We start from the raw sequence: 14798 nt of genomic DNA, 5'->3' as shown, positions 1-14798 counted from the left end.
CGATTGATCAAATTACATTATTGTATGTGGATTTATTGTTTCTAGGAGCAGTTTTTGTTCATCTAGTGACAACAATTGATACCTTTAAACAAGCAGAGAGTGGAGTATTTAGTATGGATGAAAGGACAGCTTCATTTTTTAGTAAAACAAAAAACAACGTAATGATTGGTGTTACGATATATGTACTAGTCCTTCTTATTTTAATTTATTTTCATAATAATTATGAAACAGGGGTTTTAGTGGGGTATATGGCAGGAACTCTTGTAATGTACGCAGTAGCCATAGGTGCAGCAGAGTTCCAATTATTAGCCTATTGTAGATTTAAATTTCCATCATTTTATATTTCGTGGGAGGAGCATGAAAGGGAACGTCAGGAAAGACTAAAGCTTTATGAAGAGCAGGAAAAAAAGCAAGCCAAAGAAATAAAATAAGTTTTGATTTCTGAAAATTCGAATAGAATATATAAGCAATTAAGGATTGTATATAAATCAATGCTATTAAAAATTAAAGCATCTTCAATATAATCTGTACGAGTAAGTAAATATCAGTAAGTAAAGGTGAGATGTATTACTTTCCAAAAAGGAACATAATGAACTTAAAAATGCCTAGAGAAATCAACGGGGTGTCAGTATGAAGTTAAAGAAGAAAGCCAAGATGATGATAGTTCTGTCAATAATAGCAAGTTTATTAAGTGGATGTGGTTTTGGAGAGACGAATATAGAGTATGAGAGATTAGTAAAGGCATTGGATGAAGAGGACATGAGTACGGTAATGTCTGCGAGTGATGATGGATATGCTTATGTGACTCAAAGAGGTATTTATAGTACGTTTGAGCAAAAAGAAGATGGAGAGCACAGTAAGACAATTCGTCAAACTACGGAAGGTGTATATAATACAAAAGATAAAAGTTTATATGGAGAGGCGATACAAACAGTTGCGACTGATATAGAAAAAGACAAGGGGAAAAGGACAAATGAAAATTATAAAAAAGAAACTATTTATAGTACTCATGTTAAGTATGAAAATGGACAGGTGAAAAGTTCGGATTCAAATCTAGATGTTTCATACGTAAACTTAATTGTAGATCGTTTAAATGGGATAGGGAAACTAAAGATGAAGCCCGAGAATGATATAAAAAAGTTTGATCAGCCTAATTCAGTCGGATATCGACTAACTGAATCTGAATTTAAAGATATTATTAATAATAAATTAAAGATACAATACGATGAATTTGATGGAGCAACAATCGTATTGCACCTGGATGCCCCAAATAATCCAAAACAAATTTTGCAAATGAGGATAGATATAGATTTTAAAGAAAAGAATGAGGATGGAAAATTAATAGAAAATATGTTCCAAATAATAACGTATTTTAATAGAAAACAGGATAATAACCAAGATGCGAGACAGGAATATTTAAAATACAAGGCGCAGTACAACAAAAGAGATAGTTAAGAGTGGCAATGAAAATAAAAAGGTATAAAATCAGTGACTAAGAAAATTGAATCTTTATTTTGGTAATATACTATAGTTCGGGGAAAGGTGGAGTTAACAAATGTGGAACATAAAAGAAGAAGATTTAGATGAATTTAAAATAACATGTAGAAATCGTTTAAGTCCAGAACGCTCCATGGTGTTTATACTTGGCGCAACTGTTTATAGTTCATTATTCATGCTTTTTATTTTTGGAGCATTAGTTAAATTTGGCTGGGGTTATTATCCAAATCTCTTTGACAAAATAATTGTTTGTATTGAATTGGTTTTATATACCTTGCAAGTAATCTTTTTAATTCTATATCTATTTCCAAAAGTTCGTTTTAAATGTCAAAAGTTGCAAGCGCTTGTGATATTATTATGTACATTTCAGCTGGGAACTATAGGATTCACATTGTTTATACTTCCAGCAATTTCAAATTATTCGATTAATCAAATTACATTATTGTATGTGGGTTTATTGTTTCTAGGAGCAGTTTTTGTTCATCTGGTGACCACAATTGATACCTTTAAACAAGCAGAGAGTGGAGCATTTAGTATGGATGAAAGGGCAGCTTCATTTTTTAGTAAAACAAAAAACAACTTACTGATTGGCGTTACGGTATATGCACTAATCCTTCTTATTTTAGTTTATTTTCATAATGATTATGAAACAGAGATATTAGTAGGGTATATAGCAGGAACTCTTGTAATGTACGCGGTAGCCATAGGTGCAGCAGAGTTCCAATTATTAGTCTATTGTAGATTTAAGTTTCCGTCATTTTATATTTCGTGGGAGGAGCACGAAAAGGAACGTCAGAAAAGACTAAAGCTTTATGAAGAGCAGGAAAAAAAGCAAGCCAAAGAAATAAAATAAGTTTTGGTTTCTGAAAATTCGAATAGAATATATAAACAATTAAGGCTTGTATAAAAATCGATGCTATTAAAAATTAAAGTATCTTCAATATAATCTGTATGAGTTAATAAATACCGGTAAGTAAAGGTGAACTATATTACTATCAAAATGGGAATGTAATGAACCTAAAAATGCCTAGAGAAATCAGCGGGGTGTCAGTATGAAGTTAAAGAAGAAAGCTAGGATGATGATAGTTCTGTTAATAGTATCAAGTTTATTAAGTGGATGTGGTTTTGGGGAGACGAAGATAGAGTATGAGCCATTTGTCAAAGCTTTGGATGAAGGTGACATGAAAAAGGTTATGTCTGCGAGTGATGATGGATATGCGTATGTGAAACAAAGAGGTATATATAGTACATATGAGCAAAAGGAAGATGGAGAGCATAGAAAAACAATCTATCAAACTTCGGAAGGGATATATAATACGAAAGATAAAAGTTTATATGGAAGTACAACACAAGCGGTTACTTCAGCAGTAGACAGCAAAGATAATAAAAAAGAAGGTGTTTATCGTACCAATATTATGTATAAAAATGGACAGGTGAAAAGTCCGGATTCAAATTTGGATGTTTCATACGTAAACTTAATTGTTGATCGTTTAAAAGGAATAGGGAAACTAAAGATGAAGCCCGGAGATGATATAAAAAAGTTTGATCAGCCTAGTACTGTTGGATACAAACTAACTGAATTAGAGTTTCAGAGTATCATTAATGATAAGTTGAAAATACAATATGATGAATATGATGGTGGATCAATCGCATTGCATATTGATTCAAAAAATGGTTCAGAGCAGATATTGGAGGTAAGTATTGTAATAAATTATAAAAAGCGAAATGATGAAGGTAAGTTAGTAGAATATATATCACAAATACACACATCTTTTGATAGTCACCAAGGTAATAACCAAGATGCGAAACAGGAATATATTGATTTTAAAGCAAAGTATAATGAGACGCAGTAATACTTAGAAGGGCATTTGTACGGAAAGATAATAGCGACATAAGTGTGATAAATGTTTCATAAATATTTCTATTTGTAGTGGAAAGAAATTGAGTATAAATATGTAGCCCCAGTTGCTGGAGTAGATGCAACTGGGGCGTTTATCCCGCTTTAATGGGCAGTAAGACCCCCACCTCAAAATGCAGCGAAAGCAAAGAAGTTAGGTGGGGGATCAACTGCCCATAAAAGTCCGATTGGTTCAACTAATAATCAGTGGGGGATGGAGAAAACCCCCCACTGATTAAAGTTTCACTTTATCTGTCTAAATTTAGTTTGAATGCATACCATTTTTTAGTTAGAGTCCTCGCTCCTCAAGTAGTTTCTTCATAATAACGGTGTGAAGTTTTTGTGTAATCGGCTTTTATTGCTAAGTTACAACTATTTCCTCTTATAGAGTACTTCTTATTATCGATACATCGTCCACATTCCAATGTCTTTAAATCCTAGTCGTTTATAAATTCGTCCAGCAGCTGGATTGTTATAAAACAAACAAAGCGTTCGGCCTTCTTTCGTAAAGTCTTGAATCATTTTTTGTAATATGAGCGAAGCGTATCCGCTTCCGCGATAATTCGAATGTGTACATACGCCAACTACCATAGCGGATAATGAATTTTCAGCGGAAGTAGAGGCGGATGCGATGATCACGCCGTCTTTTTCAATCTAGTATGTGCGTCCTGTATTCGTTTCGATAACCTGCCTTAATATTTTCTCTGATTCATTGGTAGTCGGAAATTCAGCAATGTTACCTCGCAATTGCATAATTCGCTCTACATCATCTAGTGAGGCAAGTTTAATTGTTTCATGAATTGGTGTGCTAGGTAAGTTGTTGTCATTTAGACATTCACAAAAATACATTTCATTTTTGACGCCTAATTGTAGACTTGGAGCAGTTTCAAACTTTTCTACAATGGTTGACTTACCAGAGAGTTTAAGTGGCTTATATGCGGAAAGAAGTGCCTCATAATCAGTGGTAACAAAGTCTTCTTTACTATATGGTATAAATGAATCGTGGAATCGGAGTAAAATTGATTTTAATGTTCCATTCTCTTTAAATACTCCCCATAGTTCTTGAAAATCTGTGTCATAACCGAAAGCTTCAATATCTCCAATAATAAACAAGTTAAGGGCTGCTTCTTCTTTTAGGTAAGCGAATACTTGTTCATGATCTTTCTTTGTTAATTTTCGCATCATAACGAATCGACCTCTTTTTTATTTTTCTAAATATTACAACTTAAGTTTTTTGAAATCAATATTAAATTTTATGTTTAGTTCACAAACTTTCGGAAAAACTAGGAAAGATATGACAAAGGAGGTTATGAACGGTGGATCATCCAATTCAAGGGTTAATGAAAGCAGCAATGGAAAATTTAAAAGAAATGGTTGATGTAAATACGATTGTTGGAGAGCCTGTTCAAACGGCTGACGGTGGTGTGGTGTTAACGGTTTCTAAAGTAGCGTTCGGTTTTGGAGCAGGAGGTTCTGATTTCCAAACGAATGATGGACAAAGAGCGAACGGTAACGCTGCATTTGGTGGCGGTAGCGCGGGTGGTGTTTCGATTACACCAGTAGCATTTCTTGTGGTGAATAAAGATGGAGTAAATATTCTTCATCTACAAAATGCGACACATTTAGCAGAAAAAATGATTGAATTAGCTCCACAAACAATTGATAAAATTCAATCGATGTTCCAAAAAGAAGAAAAGAAAGAGGGAAATCATCATCCTCAAAACCCAGATGAAATCCTTTAAAAACGCCTGCTTATGAGCAGGCGTTTTTTCTTGTAATCACTATGTAATAAAACACATGAAATTGTAAATAGTTTTTGAAGTTTTTTCTATGTTTCTAAAATTTTTCATGTTAAAATATGCTATAGAATTGAAACATATAAAACGAAGGTGGCTAGGTGCTTTGTCTGGAGGATCTGACCAAGTAAAGAATATGATATATATTAATGGTAATCGTCGAGGTCATTGTTTTATTACATCAGGAATTACGTTTAAAGAGTTTGCGAGTAACATCCCTTCACCGCTTCATCAAGTGTTGCTTTTGAAGCACAACTTTGAATGGACGGATTTTCATTATCATACTTTATTTGAATATGTTGAGGAAGAAAATATACATAAGTTAATTCAAGCAGAGATTGATGAATTTGATGAATTTTGTTGGGTAGATTTTGATGATGCAAGCGATTTAGATGAATTAGAGCCGAAAGAAATTGCAGAATTATTATATTTGGCTCACAAAAAAGAACCACTTGCAAGAACATTCTTTCCGCTGTTGAAAAATCGATTTGTTTATTTTTCACATGATGACGGATGGTACAACAAAGTGTATTATCGTAGAATTGCTGATTTTGTAGGAATGTTAAGTAAAGTTATTCCGTATAAACTCGGTGCTTTCGGTAAGAAACGTTTTTCTTTCTTCCAAAAATCGAAAATTTTCCCAGCAATTTCAAAAGAATTGATCATGGGACTGATTCCACTAATGGAAGATGGTCTTTACATAGATCTAGCAGGGAAGATTGAGTCAAGAAGAGGTCTTGAAATTCCGGTATATGTAGTTGGTTCGTATGAAAGTACGGATGAGGTGTTAGATAATATCGATGAATTGAAAGAGGAAGCAACAGAAACAGGTTGGCTCATTTTTGATAAGAAAGAACAAGAGTGGCAATGGGTTGTTGACTAAGAAAACTTGGCGTATGAAGTCAAGTTTTCTTGTCATTTGAAAGGAGTACAAATGAAGAAATATTATACAATTGTGGGTATTATAAGTATTATTCTCGTGGCAATATTACTTATAACTTGTCCGAAAGAATCAGATTTTAAAGTGTATGTAGAGGATAAGTATGCGTTGAATTGTAATGAGAGTAGTTTTGAATGCACGCAAAATGTAGATGGTAAAAAAGAAAAACTACAATTTGAAAGTACAGATGCACGAAATGGTGTATTCTTTATGACTGTAAAGCAAACATTTAAAACAGAAGCTGGTGTTTCAAAAGAATATAGCGGAGTAGGAATGTTTGGTACATTTCTTTTTGTTTCAGAGAAGACTTTCTAGTAATAGAAGGTCTTTTTTTTATGCTTATGTTCATATAGATGAAGTAAGACAAGCATAGGAGGGATAGCGATGAAGAACACATGTATCGTTTGCGGTGGTGAGGAGTTTTTTTCCTCAACGTTATATGCACGTACGAAACAAGATTGGGCATATGCACCAAACATGTATCGATTTGAAAAAGTATTTATTGAGCATCGAGATGAAGAAAATTATCCAGTGTTTCAAGAAATTACAGCGAAACATTGTTGTGGATGCGGTCATATTATGTTGTATCATGAATGAACACACCAAGTATAACTTGGTGTGTTTTTTTAAAACGCTGACAAAGCAAGCGGATAAAGTAAAGTAAATAAAACAGAAAAACTACCAAAACCAATTGCTGTATATCCAAGTGTTCTTGCTCCGAAATTGACAGCTAATAAGCCGACTAAAATCGCAAGAGAGCCGAGTGTAACCGGATAAAATGCAATTGAGAAAAGCGAAAGAAATAAAGCGACATAGCCTACCATTGCACCGGTATTTGTACCTTCTATTTCATTTGCAATTTCTTTACGCTTATGTCTAATCGGAATGCCAGCTGGTGATATTTCAGCTGCATACTCTTCGTTTTTTTCGCCACTTTTAAAATGATGATTTCTCTTTCTTCGCATGTACATCCCTCTCTTTCAATTGGGTGTACCTATAGTATCTTACATAAAGAGAAGAACATGAGTATGAGTTAAACCCAAGTAAAGCAAAAATTGGAGAATAAAGATTCCATTATTAGCTTGTACATCTCCTAATGAAGATAAACAGGAATTTTGGAAAATGATGTAGAATGAAATGAATGATAAAGCGTGAAGGTAGGGGAATGTATGACGAAATTTAATTGGCATGAATCAGCAGAAAAGAAATGGGATAGTAGTGCAGAGTTTTGGAATCAAAATAGTCAAGAGATGTGGGACAGTGGTAGCAGAAGTACAATTATTCCGTTTTTTGAACAATACGTGAAGAAAGAAGCACAAGTGCTCGATGTTGGTTGTGGTGATGGCTACGGTACATATAAATTAAGTCGCGCAGGCTATAAAGCAGTGGGAGTAGATTTATCGGAAGTGATGATTCAAAAAGGTAAGGAGCGCGGAGAAGGACCGAATTTATCTTTTATAAAAGGAGATCTTTCTGCATTACCATTTGAAAATGAGCAATTTGAATCAATTATGGCAATTAATTCTTTAGAATGGACGGAAGAGCCATTACGAGCGTTAAATGAAATAAAGCGTGTGTTAAAGAAAGATGGATATGCATGTATTGCAATTTTAGGACCGACAGCAAAGCCACGAGAGAATAGTTATCCTCGCTTGTACGGAAAAGACGTTGTTTGTAATACGATGATGCCTTGGGAATTTGAACAGTTAGCGAAAGAACAAGGTTTTAAAGTTATAGATGGCATCGGCGTATATAAGCGCGGAGTAAATGAGAAGATGTTAGGTCAACTACCTACAGAGTTGCAACAATCGTTAACATTCTTATGGGTATTTATGTTAAAAAACGTATAAAGAAATGAAAGAATTTTTAGGAGGTAAATAAGTGCAGAAAATACAAAAAACTGATACAATATCATCAGAACCAATTAAAGGGGGACTAGGGTATATGACAACTACTACAACAGTGAAATCCGATATTGAAATCGCACAAGAAGCGAGTATGAAGAAGATTCAAGAAATTGCAGCTGATTTAAATATTTTAGAAGATGAATTAGAGCCATACGGGCATTATAAAGGTAAGTTATCTCTTGATATTTTTAAGCGCTTACAAGATGAGGAAGACGGTAAAGTTGTTTTAGTAACAGCAATTAACCCAACTCCAGCTGGAGAAGGTAAATCAACAGTAACAGTTGGTTTAGGTCAAGCTTTTAATAAAATTGGTAAGAAAACAGTAATTGCACTTCGCGAACCATCTCTTGGACCAACAATGGGACTAAAAGGTGGAGCAGCAGGTGGTGGTTTTTCACAGGTAGTACCTATGGAAGACATTAACCTTCACTTTACTGGAGATATCCATGCGATCACAACTGCTAATAACGCATTAGCAGCGTTTATTGATAATCATATCCAACAAGGAAACACACTTGGAATTGATACACGTAAAATCGTTTGGAAACGCTGTGTTGACTTAAATGATCGTGCCCTTCGTAACGTAGTAATTGGTCTTGGTGGACCAGTTCAAGGTGTACCACGTGAAGACGGTTTTGATATTACAGTAGCATCTGAAATTATGGCGGTATTCTGCCTTGCAACAGATATTCAAGATTTAAAAGCGCGTCTATCACGCATCGTAGTTGCTTATAACTTTGCAAATCAACCTGTAACGGTTAAAGATTTAGGTGTAGAAGGTGCGTTAACATTATTATTAAAAGATGCATTAAAACCAAACTTAGTACAAACGTTAGAAAATACACCAGCTATCATTCACGGCGGACCATTTGCGAATATCGCTCACGGTTGTAACAGTGTTATCGCTACAACAATGGCAGCAAAATTAGGTGATTATGTTATTACAGAAGCTGGATTCGGTGCTGATTTAGGTGCAGAGAAGTTTTTAGATATTAAAGCTCGTGCAGCTGGCATTAAACCAGAAGCAGTTGTTATTGTTGCGACTATTCGTGCGCTTAAAATGCATGGTGGCGTAGCAAAAGATCAATTAAAAGAAGAAAATGTAGATGCATTAGCAAAAGGTATGGAAAACTTACAGAAGCATGTTGAAACAATTCAAAGCTTCGGTGTGCCTTTCGTAATTGCAATTAATAAATTCATTACAGATACAGATGCAGAAGTTACATACTTACAAGAGTGGTGTAATGAGCGTGGCTATGCAGTATCCTTAACAGAAGTTTGGGAGAAGGGTGGCCAAGGCGGAGTTGACCTTGCTGAAAAAGTACTAAAAGAAATCGAAAAAGGTGAAAACAACTACGCACCACTTTATGAATTAGAATTACCCTTAGAAGAAAAAATTCGTACAATTGCTCAAAAGGTATATGGCGCAAAAGATATTGAATTTGCTCCGAAAGCACGTAAGCAATTAGCTCAATATGGAGGAGAAGGTTGGAGTAACCTACCAGTTTGTATGGCGAAAACACAATACTCTCTTTCTGACGATGCAACAAAATTAGGTCGTCCATCTGACTTTATCGTTACAATTCGTGAGTTAAAACCATCTATCGGCGCAGGCTTTATCGTTGCGTTAACAGGTACAATGTTAACAATGCCAGGTCTTCCAAAACAACCAGCAGCACTTCAAATGGATGTAAATGAAGATGGAAAAGCAGTAGGTTTATTCTAAAAGGTTGTAATTCATCTCGTTTATCTGTAAACTATATATACATCAAGTGGCGCCTTTCCATCGAAAGGCGCCTGTTTTTTGGAGGAAATTATGTTTGATCCAACTGCTTTTGACAATTTAAAAGTAATCGTAGAAGGTGCTGTGTATGATTTTGATCTACATGGAGATATTCTTGTAACAGATCGAAAAGATATGATGGATCTTGCTTCATTAAGTCGTATATATCATATCTCATTTCAATTAACAGAACCGTTTGAACCATTAGTAGAAGCAACATTTTCATTATCTGTGGATGCAAAGAACTTGTCTGGTGAAATACTAGAAGTGCCTCAGTTTACACCAGGTTGTGAAATGAAGCTAGCATTTTCATTCTCGTTAGAACAACCAGAAGTAAAATGCGAAGAAATTGAAACATTAATGCGTTCTATATGGGGAAAAGAAAGAATGATTATGCAGAAAGTTTCATACGAATATAATAAGCAAGCGATTTCATATCATAATAAGGTAGAGGTTCTATTTCAAAAAGCGATTACAGAAGACCATGTTGATGATTTAATAGCTGTTATTTCACACATGATAGAAACGGTGCGAACAATACAGCATTTTCTTCAAAAATAGAGATAAAGGAGAAAAACAAATGATAAAAGATATGCAACCATTTTTACAACAAGCTTGGGAGAAGGCTGGTTTTAAAGAGTTAACTGAAATTCAAAAACAAGCGATTCCAACTATTTTAGAAGGACAAGACGTTATAGCTGAATCTCCAACTGGAACAGGAAAAACATTAGCGTACTTATTACCACTTTTACATAAAATTAATCCTGAAGTAAAACAGCCACAAGTTGTTGTTTTAGCGCCAACACGTGAACTTGTAATGCAAATTCATGAAGAGGTTCAAAAGTTTACAGCAGGAACTGAAATTTCAGGTGCATCTTTAATTGGTGGTGCAGATATTAAGCGCCAAGTTGAAAAATTAAAGAAACACCCAAGAGTAATTGTCGGTTCACCAGGCCGTATTTTAGAATTAATTCGTATGAAAAAGCTAAAAATGCATGAAGTAAAAACAATTGTATTTGATGAGTTTGATCAAATTGTAAAGCAAAAAATGATGGGCGCAGTGCAAGATGTAATTAAATCAACGATGCGCGATCGTCAATTAGTATTCTTCTCGGCGACAATGACAAAAGCGGCAGAAGATGCGGCACGTGATTTAGCAGTTGAACCACAATTAGTACGTGTAACACGTGCAGAATCAAAAAGCTTAGTTGAGCATACGTATATCATTTGTGAGCGACGCGAAAAAAATGATTACGTAAGAAGAATTATGCATATGGGCGATGTAAAAGCAGTTGCTTTCTTAAACGACCCATTCCGTTTAGATGAAATTACTGAGAAATTGAAATTCCGTAAAATGAAAGCAGCGGCTCTTCATGCAGAAGCAAGTAAACAAGAGCGTGAAGCGACAATGCGTGCTTTCCGCGGAGGGAAATTAGAAATTCTACTTGCTACTGATATTGCAGCGCGCGGTATCGATATTGACGATTTAACACACGTAATTCACCTAGAATTACCAGACACAGTAGACCAATATATTCACCGCTCAGGACGTACTGGACGTATGGGCAAAGAAGGAACTGTCGTATCTCTTGTAACACCACAAGAAGAGCGCAAATTACTGCAATTTGCGAAAAAACTAGGCATCGTATTTACGAAGCAAGAAATGTTCAAAGGATCATTTGTAGAAACGAAACCGAAAGCACCAAAGAAAAAGAAACCAGCATTTACTGGGAAGAAAAAGCCTAGATAAATGATGGAGAAGGCGTAACTATTTGTAGTTACGTCTTTTTTGTTTGTAAACAAGTGATAATGGGAATTGTATTAGTGTTTTTAATGTGCCTATCATATATATGCTTCTACTGGGAGTATCGAAAAAAGGATAGTTTATTTATTTGGTTTATACGAGGAAATAATATAAAAAAGTCGTATATTAAAATGATGCGAAATAATAAAAAGAAGGTACATATATGGATAGGAAATTAGGAATGTTTTTGAATACGAAATATATTGAAGTAAACGAAGGAATAAAAAAGGCAAGAGAATGGGGGTTAGAATATATTCAATTATATGCTATCAATCCGACTTTCAACTTAGCTAACATCTCAAAGATACAATGGAATACATTAAAAGAAAACTTATCTTTTAATGAGATTCAAGTCCCGTCATTAGCAATTAGCTTCGGAGAAAATGGAATAATAGGAACTGAAGCTGAATGTGTAATAGAGAGTTTTAAATATATTACTGATAAAGGGTTAAGGTTAGGAGCTAACATAGTAACAGCCCATATTGGGGAAATCCCTGATGATGAAAATAGTGAGTACTATGATAAAATGCTACGTGTTTGTAATGAAATAGGGGACTTAGCGTTCAGATTTGGAGGATTCTTCGCCATTGAGACGGGATCTGAAAAAGCAATAGTATTAAAACGATTTTTAGAAACTGCAAACTCGAAAGGACTAGCTGTTAACTTTGACCCAGCAAATTTAATAAGTGATGTAAATGAAAATCCGGGAGAAGGTTTATTACTATTAAAAGATTATATAGTACAAACTCATATTAAAGATTGTAAAGAAGTGAAAAGTGATCGTTCAACTAAGTATATAGAAGTCGCAGCAGGGAATGGTGAAGTAGATTTCGATATATTCTTCAAAGTATTAGATAAAATTGGATTCGACGGATATAACATGATTGAAAGAAATGATTATTTTGATGAACTGGATGGGATGAGTCAGTCGATAAATTTTGCAAAGAAGTACATACCAACTCAAAAGGAATAACGATAGTATTTGTAGAAAGCTACATAGAATATAAAAACCATTAGGGGGAAATGTAATGATCCATAAAGTAGGACAAATTATGTTATATGTAAATAATCAAGATGAGGCAGTAAATTTTTGGACGGAGAAGGTAGGGTTTCATGTAGTTGCAGAGGAAGATAATAAGCAAGGAATGAGATGGATTGAAATCGCTCCGAAAAGCGGTGCGGAAACGAGCATTATATTACATAATAAAGAAGTTATTTCGAAAATGAGCCCAGAATTGAATCTTGGTACACCGTCTTTAATGTTCTTCTCAGAAAATCTTGATCAACTATATACAGATTTAACAAATAAAAATGTTACTGTTGGAGAAATGGTAACTATGCCTTCTGGTAAAGTGTTTAACTTTGCTGATAGCGAAGGGAATTATTTTGCGGTTATGGAGAAGAACCAATAATAATATTGCTATGTGAAAATCCCCCTCAAATATATTTGAGGGGGATTAAATTTTTGAAGTGGATTTTTCATTAGAGAGTTGTTTAATAAAAAATACTCCTTTTTCAATAGCTGTCTCAATATAGCCAACGATTTGATCAAACGTAAATACTTGTAAGTCTTCATGCAAATGTTGCTTTGGATACAACATATCTTCAAAAAGATACTTTCGAAAAGCTAAAACGTTTTCTTTAGAAACCTCTTCAATATCCACAATGTGAGCCTCTTGATTGAGAAGAGAGAAAAGCTGTTGTTCTTGATCGTAATGATGAAGCAACTTTGCATTTAACAATTTAAAATCGTTATAGTACAGGGGTGCGATAGTTTCGTCATTCTCTATTCTATTTTTTAGCCAAGGTAGAAAAAATCCACTTAGCCAATTATCATCGGCAATGAGGTGGGTATAATAGCCTAAAATAAATGGGGAATCTATATGTGATTCATATTTATGAAAAAATGAATCATAATCTATTCTTCTCGTATAGTTCTTCGTTGTACCGGCATAAAAATGTGAGGTTCCTTTTTCTTTTTTTGAATGAACAGCATCAGGGGCTACAGCTCCAAGTAAGAAAGAAGTCTTATCGTGAATTGATAGTTTCTCAGCAATACCACTAGCGATAATAACATGCATAATTCGTGATCCCATGAATGCCACCTCTGTTTCCAGTATTCATTTCAGGAAGAGGACTAAACAGTTAGTATTACTTTCCCTGTACTTTTTCTACTTTCGACCCATTCATGTGCTTTCCCTGCATTTTGAAGTGGAAAAGATTTCGTAGCCTTAATTTGTAAACGTCCGTCACGCAAATAACGGAAAACTTCATTTGCAGTTTCTTGGAGCAGTTTAGGACGCTTTTTTCGTGTGGTTCCAAAGCTAAAACCGAGTATAGAGCGGCAACTTGCATGTAAATCTTTCGTTTGAAAGTTACCAATTTCACCGCTAGCATTACCGAAATGAACGAGGCGACCGTAATAAGCAAGGCAGTTTAAACTTCTTTCAGAAACCGTTCCAGAAATAGAGTCTAAAATTACATCAACCCCTTCACCATTTGTCAGTTCATTGACTTTCTCTACAAAATCTTCATCTTGATGACAAATAACATAATCAGCTCCAGCATCTAAAGCAATTTCTTTTTTTGCTTCACTTCCGACAGTGCCTATAACTGTTCCAGCCTCTAATAGTTTAGCAAGTTGAATAGCAGTAGTGCCAATTCCGCCAGCAGCCGCATGAATGAGTACAGATTCACCTTGTTGAAGCCTTGCAACATTTGCGAGTAAATTATAGCTTGTAAAAGATACGATTGGACAAGCGGCTGCAGTTTGAAAGTCAACTTCATGGGGTAATACGAAAGTAAGATTTTCATTTGCAACAACGTATTCTGCGTAAGATCCATTTTGAGGAAAAGCAATGACACGTTGTCCAGGGTGAATATTTTTCACATGAGAACCGACACGTTCTACAATACCAGTGGCATCTATACCTGGAATAAAAGGTAGTGCTTTATTTCCTTTTTTACCATAACGTGATTTAATATCAGCGAAATTTACACTAGTAGCAACAACGCGAATTAAAACTTGATCTTCTGAAATAGCCGGTATATCCAAATCTGTATATTTCATCACTTCAGGACCACCGAACGACGTTACAACGATAGCTTTCATCATATATCCTCCTAAATTTGACTATATAAATTATTTTAAATCTTTATCAGAAATTGGAAAAT

At 34.7% G+C, this 14798-nt stretch carries 16 protein-coding genes and 2 pseudogenes; 14 read left to right on the top strand and 4 right to left on the bottom strand.

The genetic code is table 11. From position 1 onward, the window contains the following. From ACQGS6_RS13860 to ACQGS6_RS13845, 4 genes and pseudogenes are all read left to right on the top strand, one after another. Positions 1 to 431 (top strand): annotated as a pseudogene (locus ACQGS6_RS13860) (hypothetical protein); the annotation flags it as partial. Positions 432 to 630: 199 nt separating this feature from the next. Then, a complete protein-coding gene (locus tag ACQGS6_RS13855) occupies positions 631 to 1455 on the top strand; it encodes a DUF3952 domain-containing protein (protein WP_174402543.1) in 825 nt (274 codons plus the stop codon). 100 nt (positions 1456 to 1555) lie between these two features. Next, the gene (locus tag ACQGS6_RS13850; protein WP_030025443.1) at positions 1556 to 2350 is read left to right on the top strand and encodes a hypothetical protein; all 795 of its coding nucleotides are present in this window, start codon (positions 1556 to 1558) and stop codon (positions 2348 to 2350) included. A 199-nt stretch (positions 2351 to 2549) separates the two neighbouring features. Further along, a complete protein-coding gene (locus ACQGS6_RS13845; RefSeq protein ID WP_426965229.1) occupies positions 2550 to 3350 on the top strand; it encodes a DUF3952 domain-containing protein in 801 nt (266 codons plus the stop codon). Positions 3351 to 3793: 443 nt separating this feature from the next. Here ACQGS6_RS13845 and ACQGS6_RS13840 read toward each other — a convergent pair. Beyond that, positions 3794 to 4579: pseudogene (locus ACQGS6_RS13840) on the bottom strand (GNAT family N-acetyltransferase). Between the two features lie 131 nt (positions 4580 to 4710). On the opposite strand from ACQGS6_RS13840, the gene ytfJ reads away from it, so the two are divergent. The 4 genes from ytfJ (at position 4711) to ACQGS6_RS13820 (ending at position 6727) form a co-directional block, all read left to right on the top strand. Then, positions 4711 to 5136 carry a GerW family sporulation protein gene (ytfJ, locus tag ACQGS6_RS13835; RefSeq protein WP_000349986.1) on the top strand — a complete coding sequence of 142 codons (426 nt, stop codon included), beginning with the start codon at positions 4711 to 4713 and terminating at the stop codon, positions 5134 to 5136. 160 nt (positions 5137 to 5296) lie between these two features. Beyond that, positions 5297 to 6073 (top strand): oxalate:formate antiporter, encoded by a 777-nt coding sequence (locus ACQGS6_RS13830; protein ID WP_000014087.1) that lies wholly within the window; start codon positions 5297 to 5299, stop codon positions 6071 to 6073. Between the two features lie 51 nt (positions 6074 to 6124). Continuing rightward, entirely contained in the window at positions 6125 to 6445 is a 321-nt protein-coding gene (locus tag ACQGS6_RS13825; RefSeq protein WP_000761171.1) for a hypothetical protein, read from the top strand. 69 nt (positions 6446 to 6514) lie between these two features. After that, positions 6515 to 6727, top strand: a complete 213-nt coding sequence (locus ACQGS6_RS13820) for a hypothetical protein (RefSeq protein WP_000798747.1) — start codon at positions 6515 to 6517, stop codon at positions 6725 to 6727. A gap of 29 nt (positions 6728 to 6756) precedes the next feature. On the opposite strand, the gene ACQGS6_RS13815 is transcribed toward ACQGS6_RS13820, so the two are convergent. Then, a complete protein-coding gene (locus ACQGS6_RS13815; RefSeq protein ID WP_001253201.1) occupies positions 6757 to 7095 on the bottom strand; it encodes a hypothetical protein in 339 nt (112 codons plus the stop codon). 204 nt (positions 7096 to 7299) lie between these two features. Here ACQGS6_RS13815 and ACQGS6_RS13810 point away from each other — a divergent pair, with 204 nt between their 5' ends. The 6 genes from ACQGS6_RS13810 to ACQGS6_RS13785 all read left to right on the top strand — a co-directional run bounded on the left by ACQGS6_RS13810 (position 7300) and on the right by ACQGS6_RS13785 (position 13036). Further along, positions 7300 to 7980: a class I SAM-dependent methyltransferase gene (locus ACQGS6_RS13810; RefSeq protein WP_000160043.1), complete on the top strand. Its 681-nt coding sequence runs from the start codon at positions 7300 to 7302 to the stop codon at positions 7978 to 7980. 94 nt (positions 7981 to 8074) lie between these two features. Next, positions 8075 to 9763, top strand: a complete 1689-nt coding sequence (locus tag ACQGS6_RS13805; protein WP_426965230.1) for a formate--tetrahydrofolate ligase — start codon at positions 8075 to 8077, stop codon at positions 9761 to 9763. 90 nt (positions 9764 to 9853) lie between these two features. Further along, positions 9854 to 10381 (top strand): hypothetical protein, encoded by a 528-nt coding sequence (locus tag ACQGS6_RS13800; RefSeq protein ID WP_128266938.1) that lies wholly within the window; start codon positions 9854 to 9856, stop codon positions 10379 to 10381. A 19-nt stretch (positions 10382 to 10400) separates the two neighbouring features. Next, positions 10401 to 11570: a DEAD/DEAH box helicase gene (locus ACQGS6_RS13795; RefSeq protein ID WP_000588613.1), complete on the top strand. Its 1170-nt coding sequence runs from the start codon at positions 10401 to 10403 to the stop codon at positions 11568 to 11570. Positions 11571 to 11787: 217 nt separating this feature from the next. Next, complete coding sequence (locus ACQGS6_RS13790) at positions 11788 to 12597, top strand: sugar phosphate isomerase/epimerase family protein (RefSeq protein WP_322370960.1); 810 nt, start codon at positions 11788 to 11790, stop codon at positions 12595 to 12597. A gap of 55 nt (positions 12598 to 12652) precedes the next feature. After that, the gene (locus ACQGS6_RS13785; RefSeq protein ID WP_000581467.1) at positions 12653 to 13036 is read left to right on the top strand and encodes a VOC family protein; all 384 of its coding nucleotides are present in this window, start codon (positions 12653 to 12655) and stop codon (positions 13034 to 13036) included. Between the two features lie 45 nt (positions 13037 to 13081). On the opposite strand, the gene ACQGS6_RS13780 is transcribed toward ACQGS6_RS13785, so the two are convergent. Both ACQGS6_RS13780 and ACQGS6_RS13775 read right to left on the bottom strand, forming a co-directional pair. After that, positions 13082 to 13720 (bottom strand): zinc dependent phospholipase C family protein, encoded by a 639-nt coding sequence (locus ACQGS6_RS13780; RefSeq protein ID WP_000535630.1) that lies wholly within the window; start codon positions 13718 to 13720, stop codon positions 13082 to 13084. 41 nt (positions 13721 to 13761) lie between these two features. Further along, entirely contained in the window at positions 13762 to 14736 is a 975-nt protein-coding gene (locus ACQGS6_RS13775) for a quinone oxidoreductase family protein (protein WP_000644632.1), read from the bottom strand. Positions 14737 to 14798: the final 62 nt, after the last annotated feature.

This window comes from Bacillus sp. GMs2/2 (assembly GCF_050172095.1).
Lineage (GTDB): Bacteria > Bacillota > Bacilli > Bacillales > Bacillaceae_G > Bacillus_A > Bacillus_A cereus.
This window is presented reverse-complemented; position numbering and strand designations above follow the sequence as displayed.

What these genes read in the sequence shown, in the direction of transcription:
- ACQGS6_RS13855 (WP_174402543.1), top strand. Translation starts at nt 631, where the DNA reads ATGAAGTTAAAGAAGAAAGCCAAGATGATGATAGTTCTGTCAATAATA.
- ACQGS6_RS13850 (WP_030025443.1), top strand. Translation starts at nt 1,556, where the DNA reads ATGTGGAACATAAAAGAAGAAGATTTAGATGAATTTAAAATAACATGT.
- ACQGS6_RS13845 (WP_426965229.1), top strand. Translation starts at nt 2,550, where the DNA reads ATGAAGTTAAAGAAGAAAGCTAGGATGATGATAGTTCTGTTAATAGTA.
- ACQGS6_RS13825 (WP_000761171.1), top strand. Translation starts at nt 6,125, where the DNA reads ATGAAGAAATATTATACAATTGTGGGTATTATAAGTATTATTCTCGTG.
- ACQGS6_RS13820 (WP_000798747.1), top strand. Translation starts at nt 6,515, where the DNA reads ATGAAGAACACATGTATCGTTTGCGGTGGTGAGGAGTTTTTTTCCTCA.
- ACQGS6_RS13815 (WP_001253201.1), bottom strand. Translation starts at nt 7,095, where the DNA reads ATGCGAAGAAAGAGAAATCATCATTTTAAAAGTGGCGAAAAAAACGAA.
- ACQGS6_RS13810 (WP_000160043.1), top strand. Translation starts at nt 7,300, where the DNA reads ATGACGAAATTTAATTGGCATGAATCAGCAGAAAAGAAATGGGATAGT.
- ACQGS6_RS13805 (WP_426965230.1), top strand. Translation starts at nt 8,075, where the DNA reads ATGACAACTACTACAACAGTGAAATCCGATATTGAAATCGCACAAGAA.
- ACQGS6_RS13800 (WP_128266938.1), top strand. Translation starts at nt 9,854, where the DNA reads ATGTTTGATCCAACTGCTTTTGACAATTTAAAAGTAATCGTAGAAGGT.
- ACQGS6_RS13795 (WP_000588613.1), top strand. Translation starts at nt 10,401, where the DNA reads ATGATAAAAGATATGCAACCATTTTTACAACAAGCTTGGGAGAAGGCT.
- ACQGS6_RS13790 (WP_322370960.1), top strand. Translation starts at nt 11,788, where the DNA reads ATGGATAGGAAATTAGGAATGTTTTTGAATACGAAATATATTGAAGTA.
- ACQGS6_RS13785 (WP_000581467.1), top strand. Translation starts at nt 12,653, where the DNA reads ATGATCCATAAAGTAGGACAAATTATGTTATATGTAAATAATCAAGAT.
- ACQGS6_RS13780 (WP_000535630.1), bottom strand. Translation starts at nt 13,720, where the DNA reads ATGGGATCACGAATTATGCATGTTATTATCGCTAGTGGTATTGCTGAG.
- ACQGS6_RS13775 (WP_000644632.1), bottom strand. Translation starts at nt 14,736, where the DNA reads ATGAAAGCTATCGTTGTAACGTCGTTCGGTGGTCCTGAAGTGATGAAA.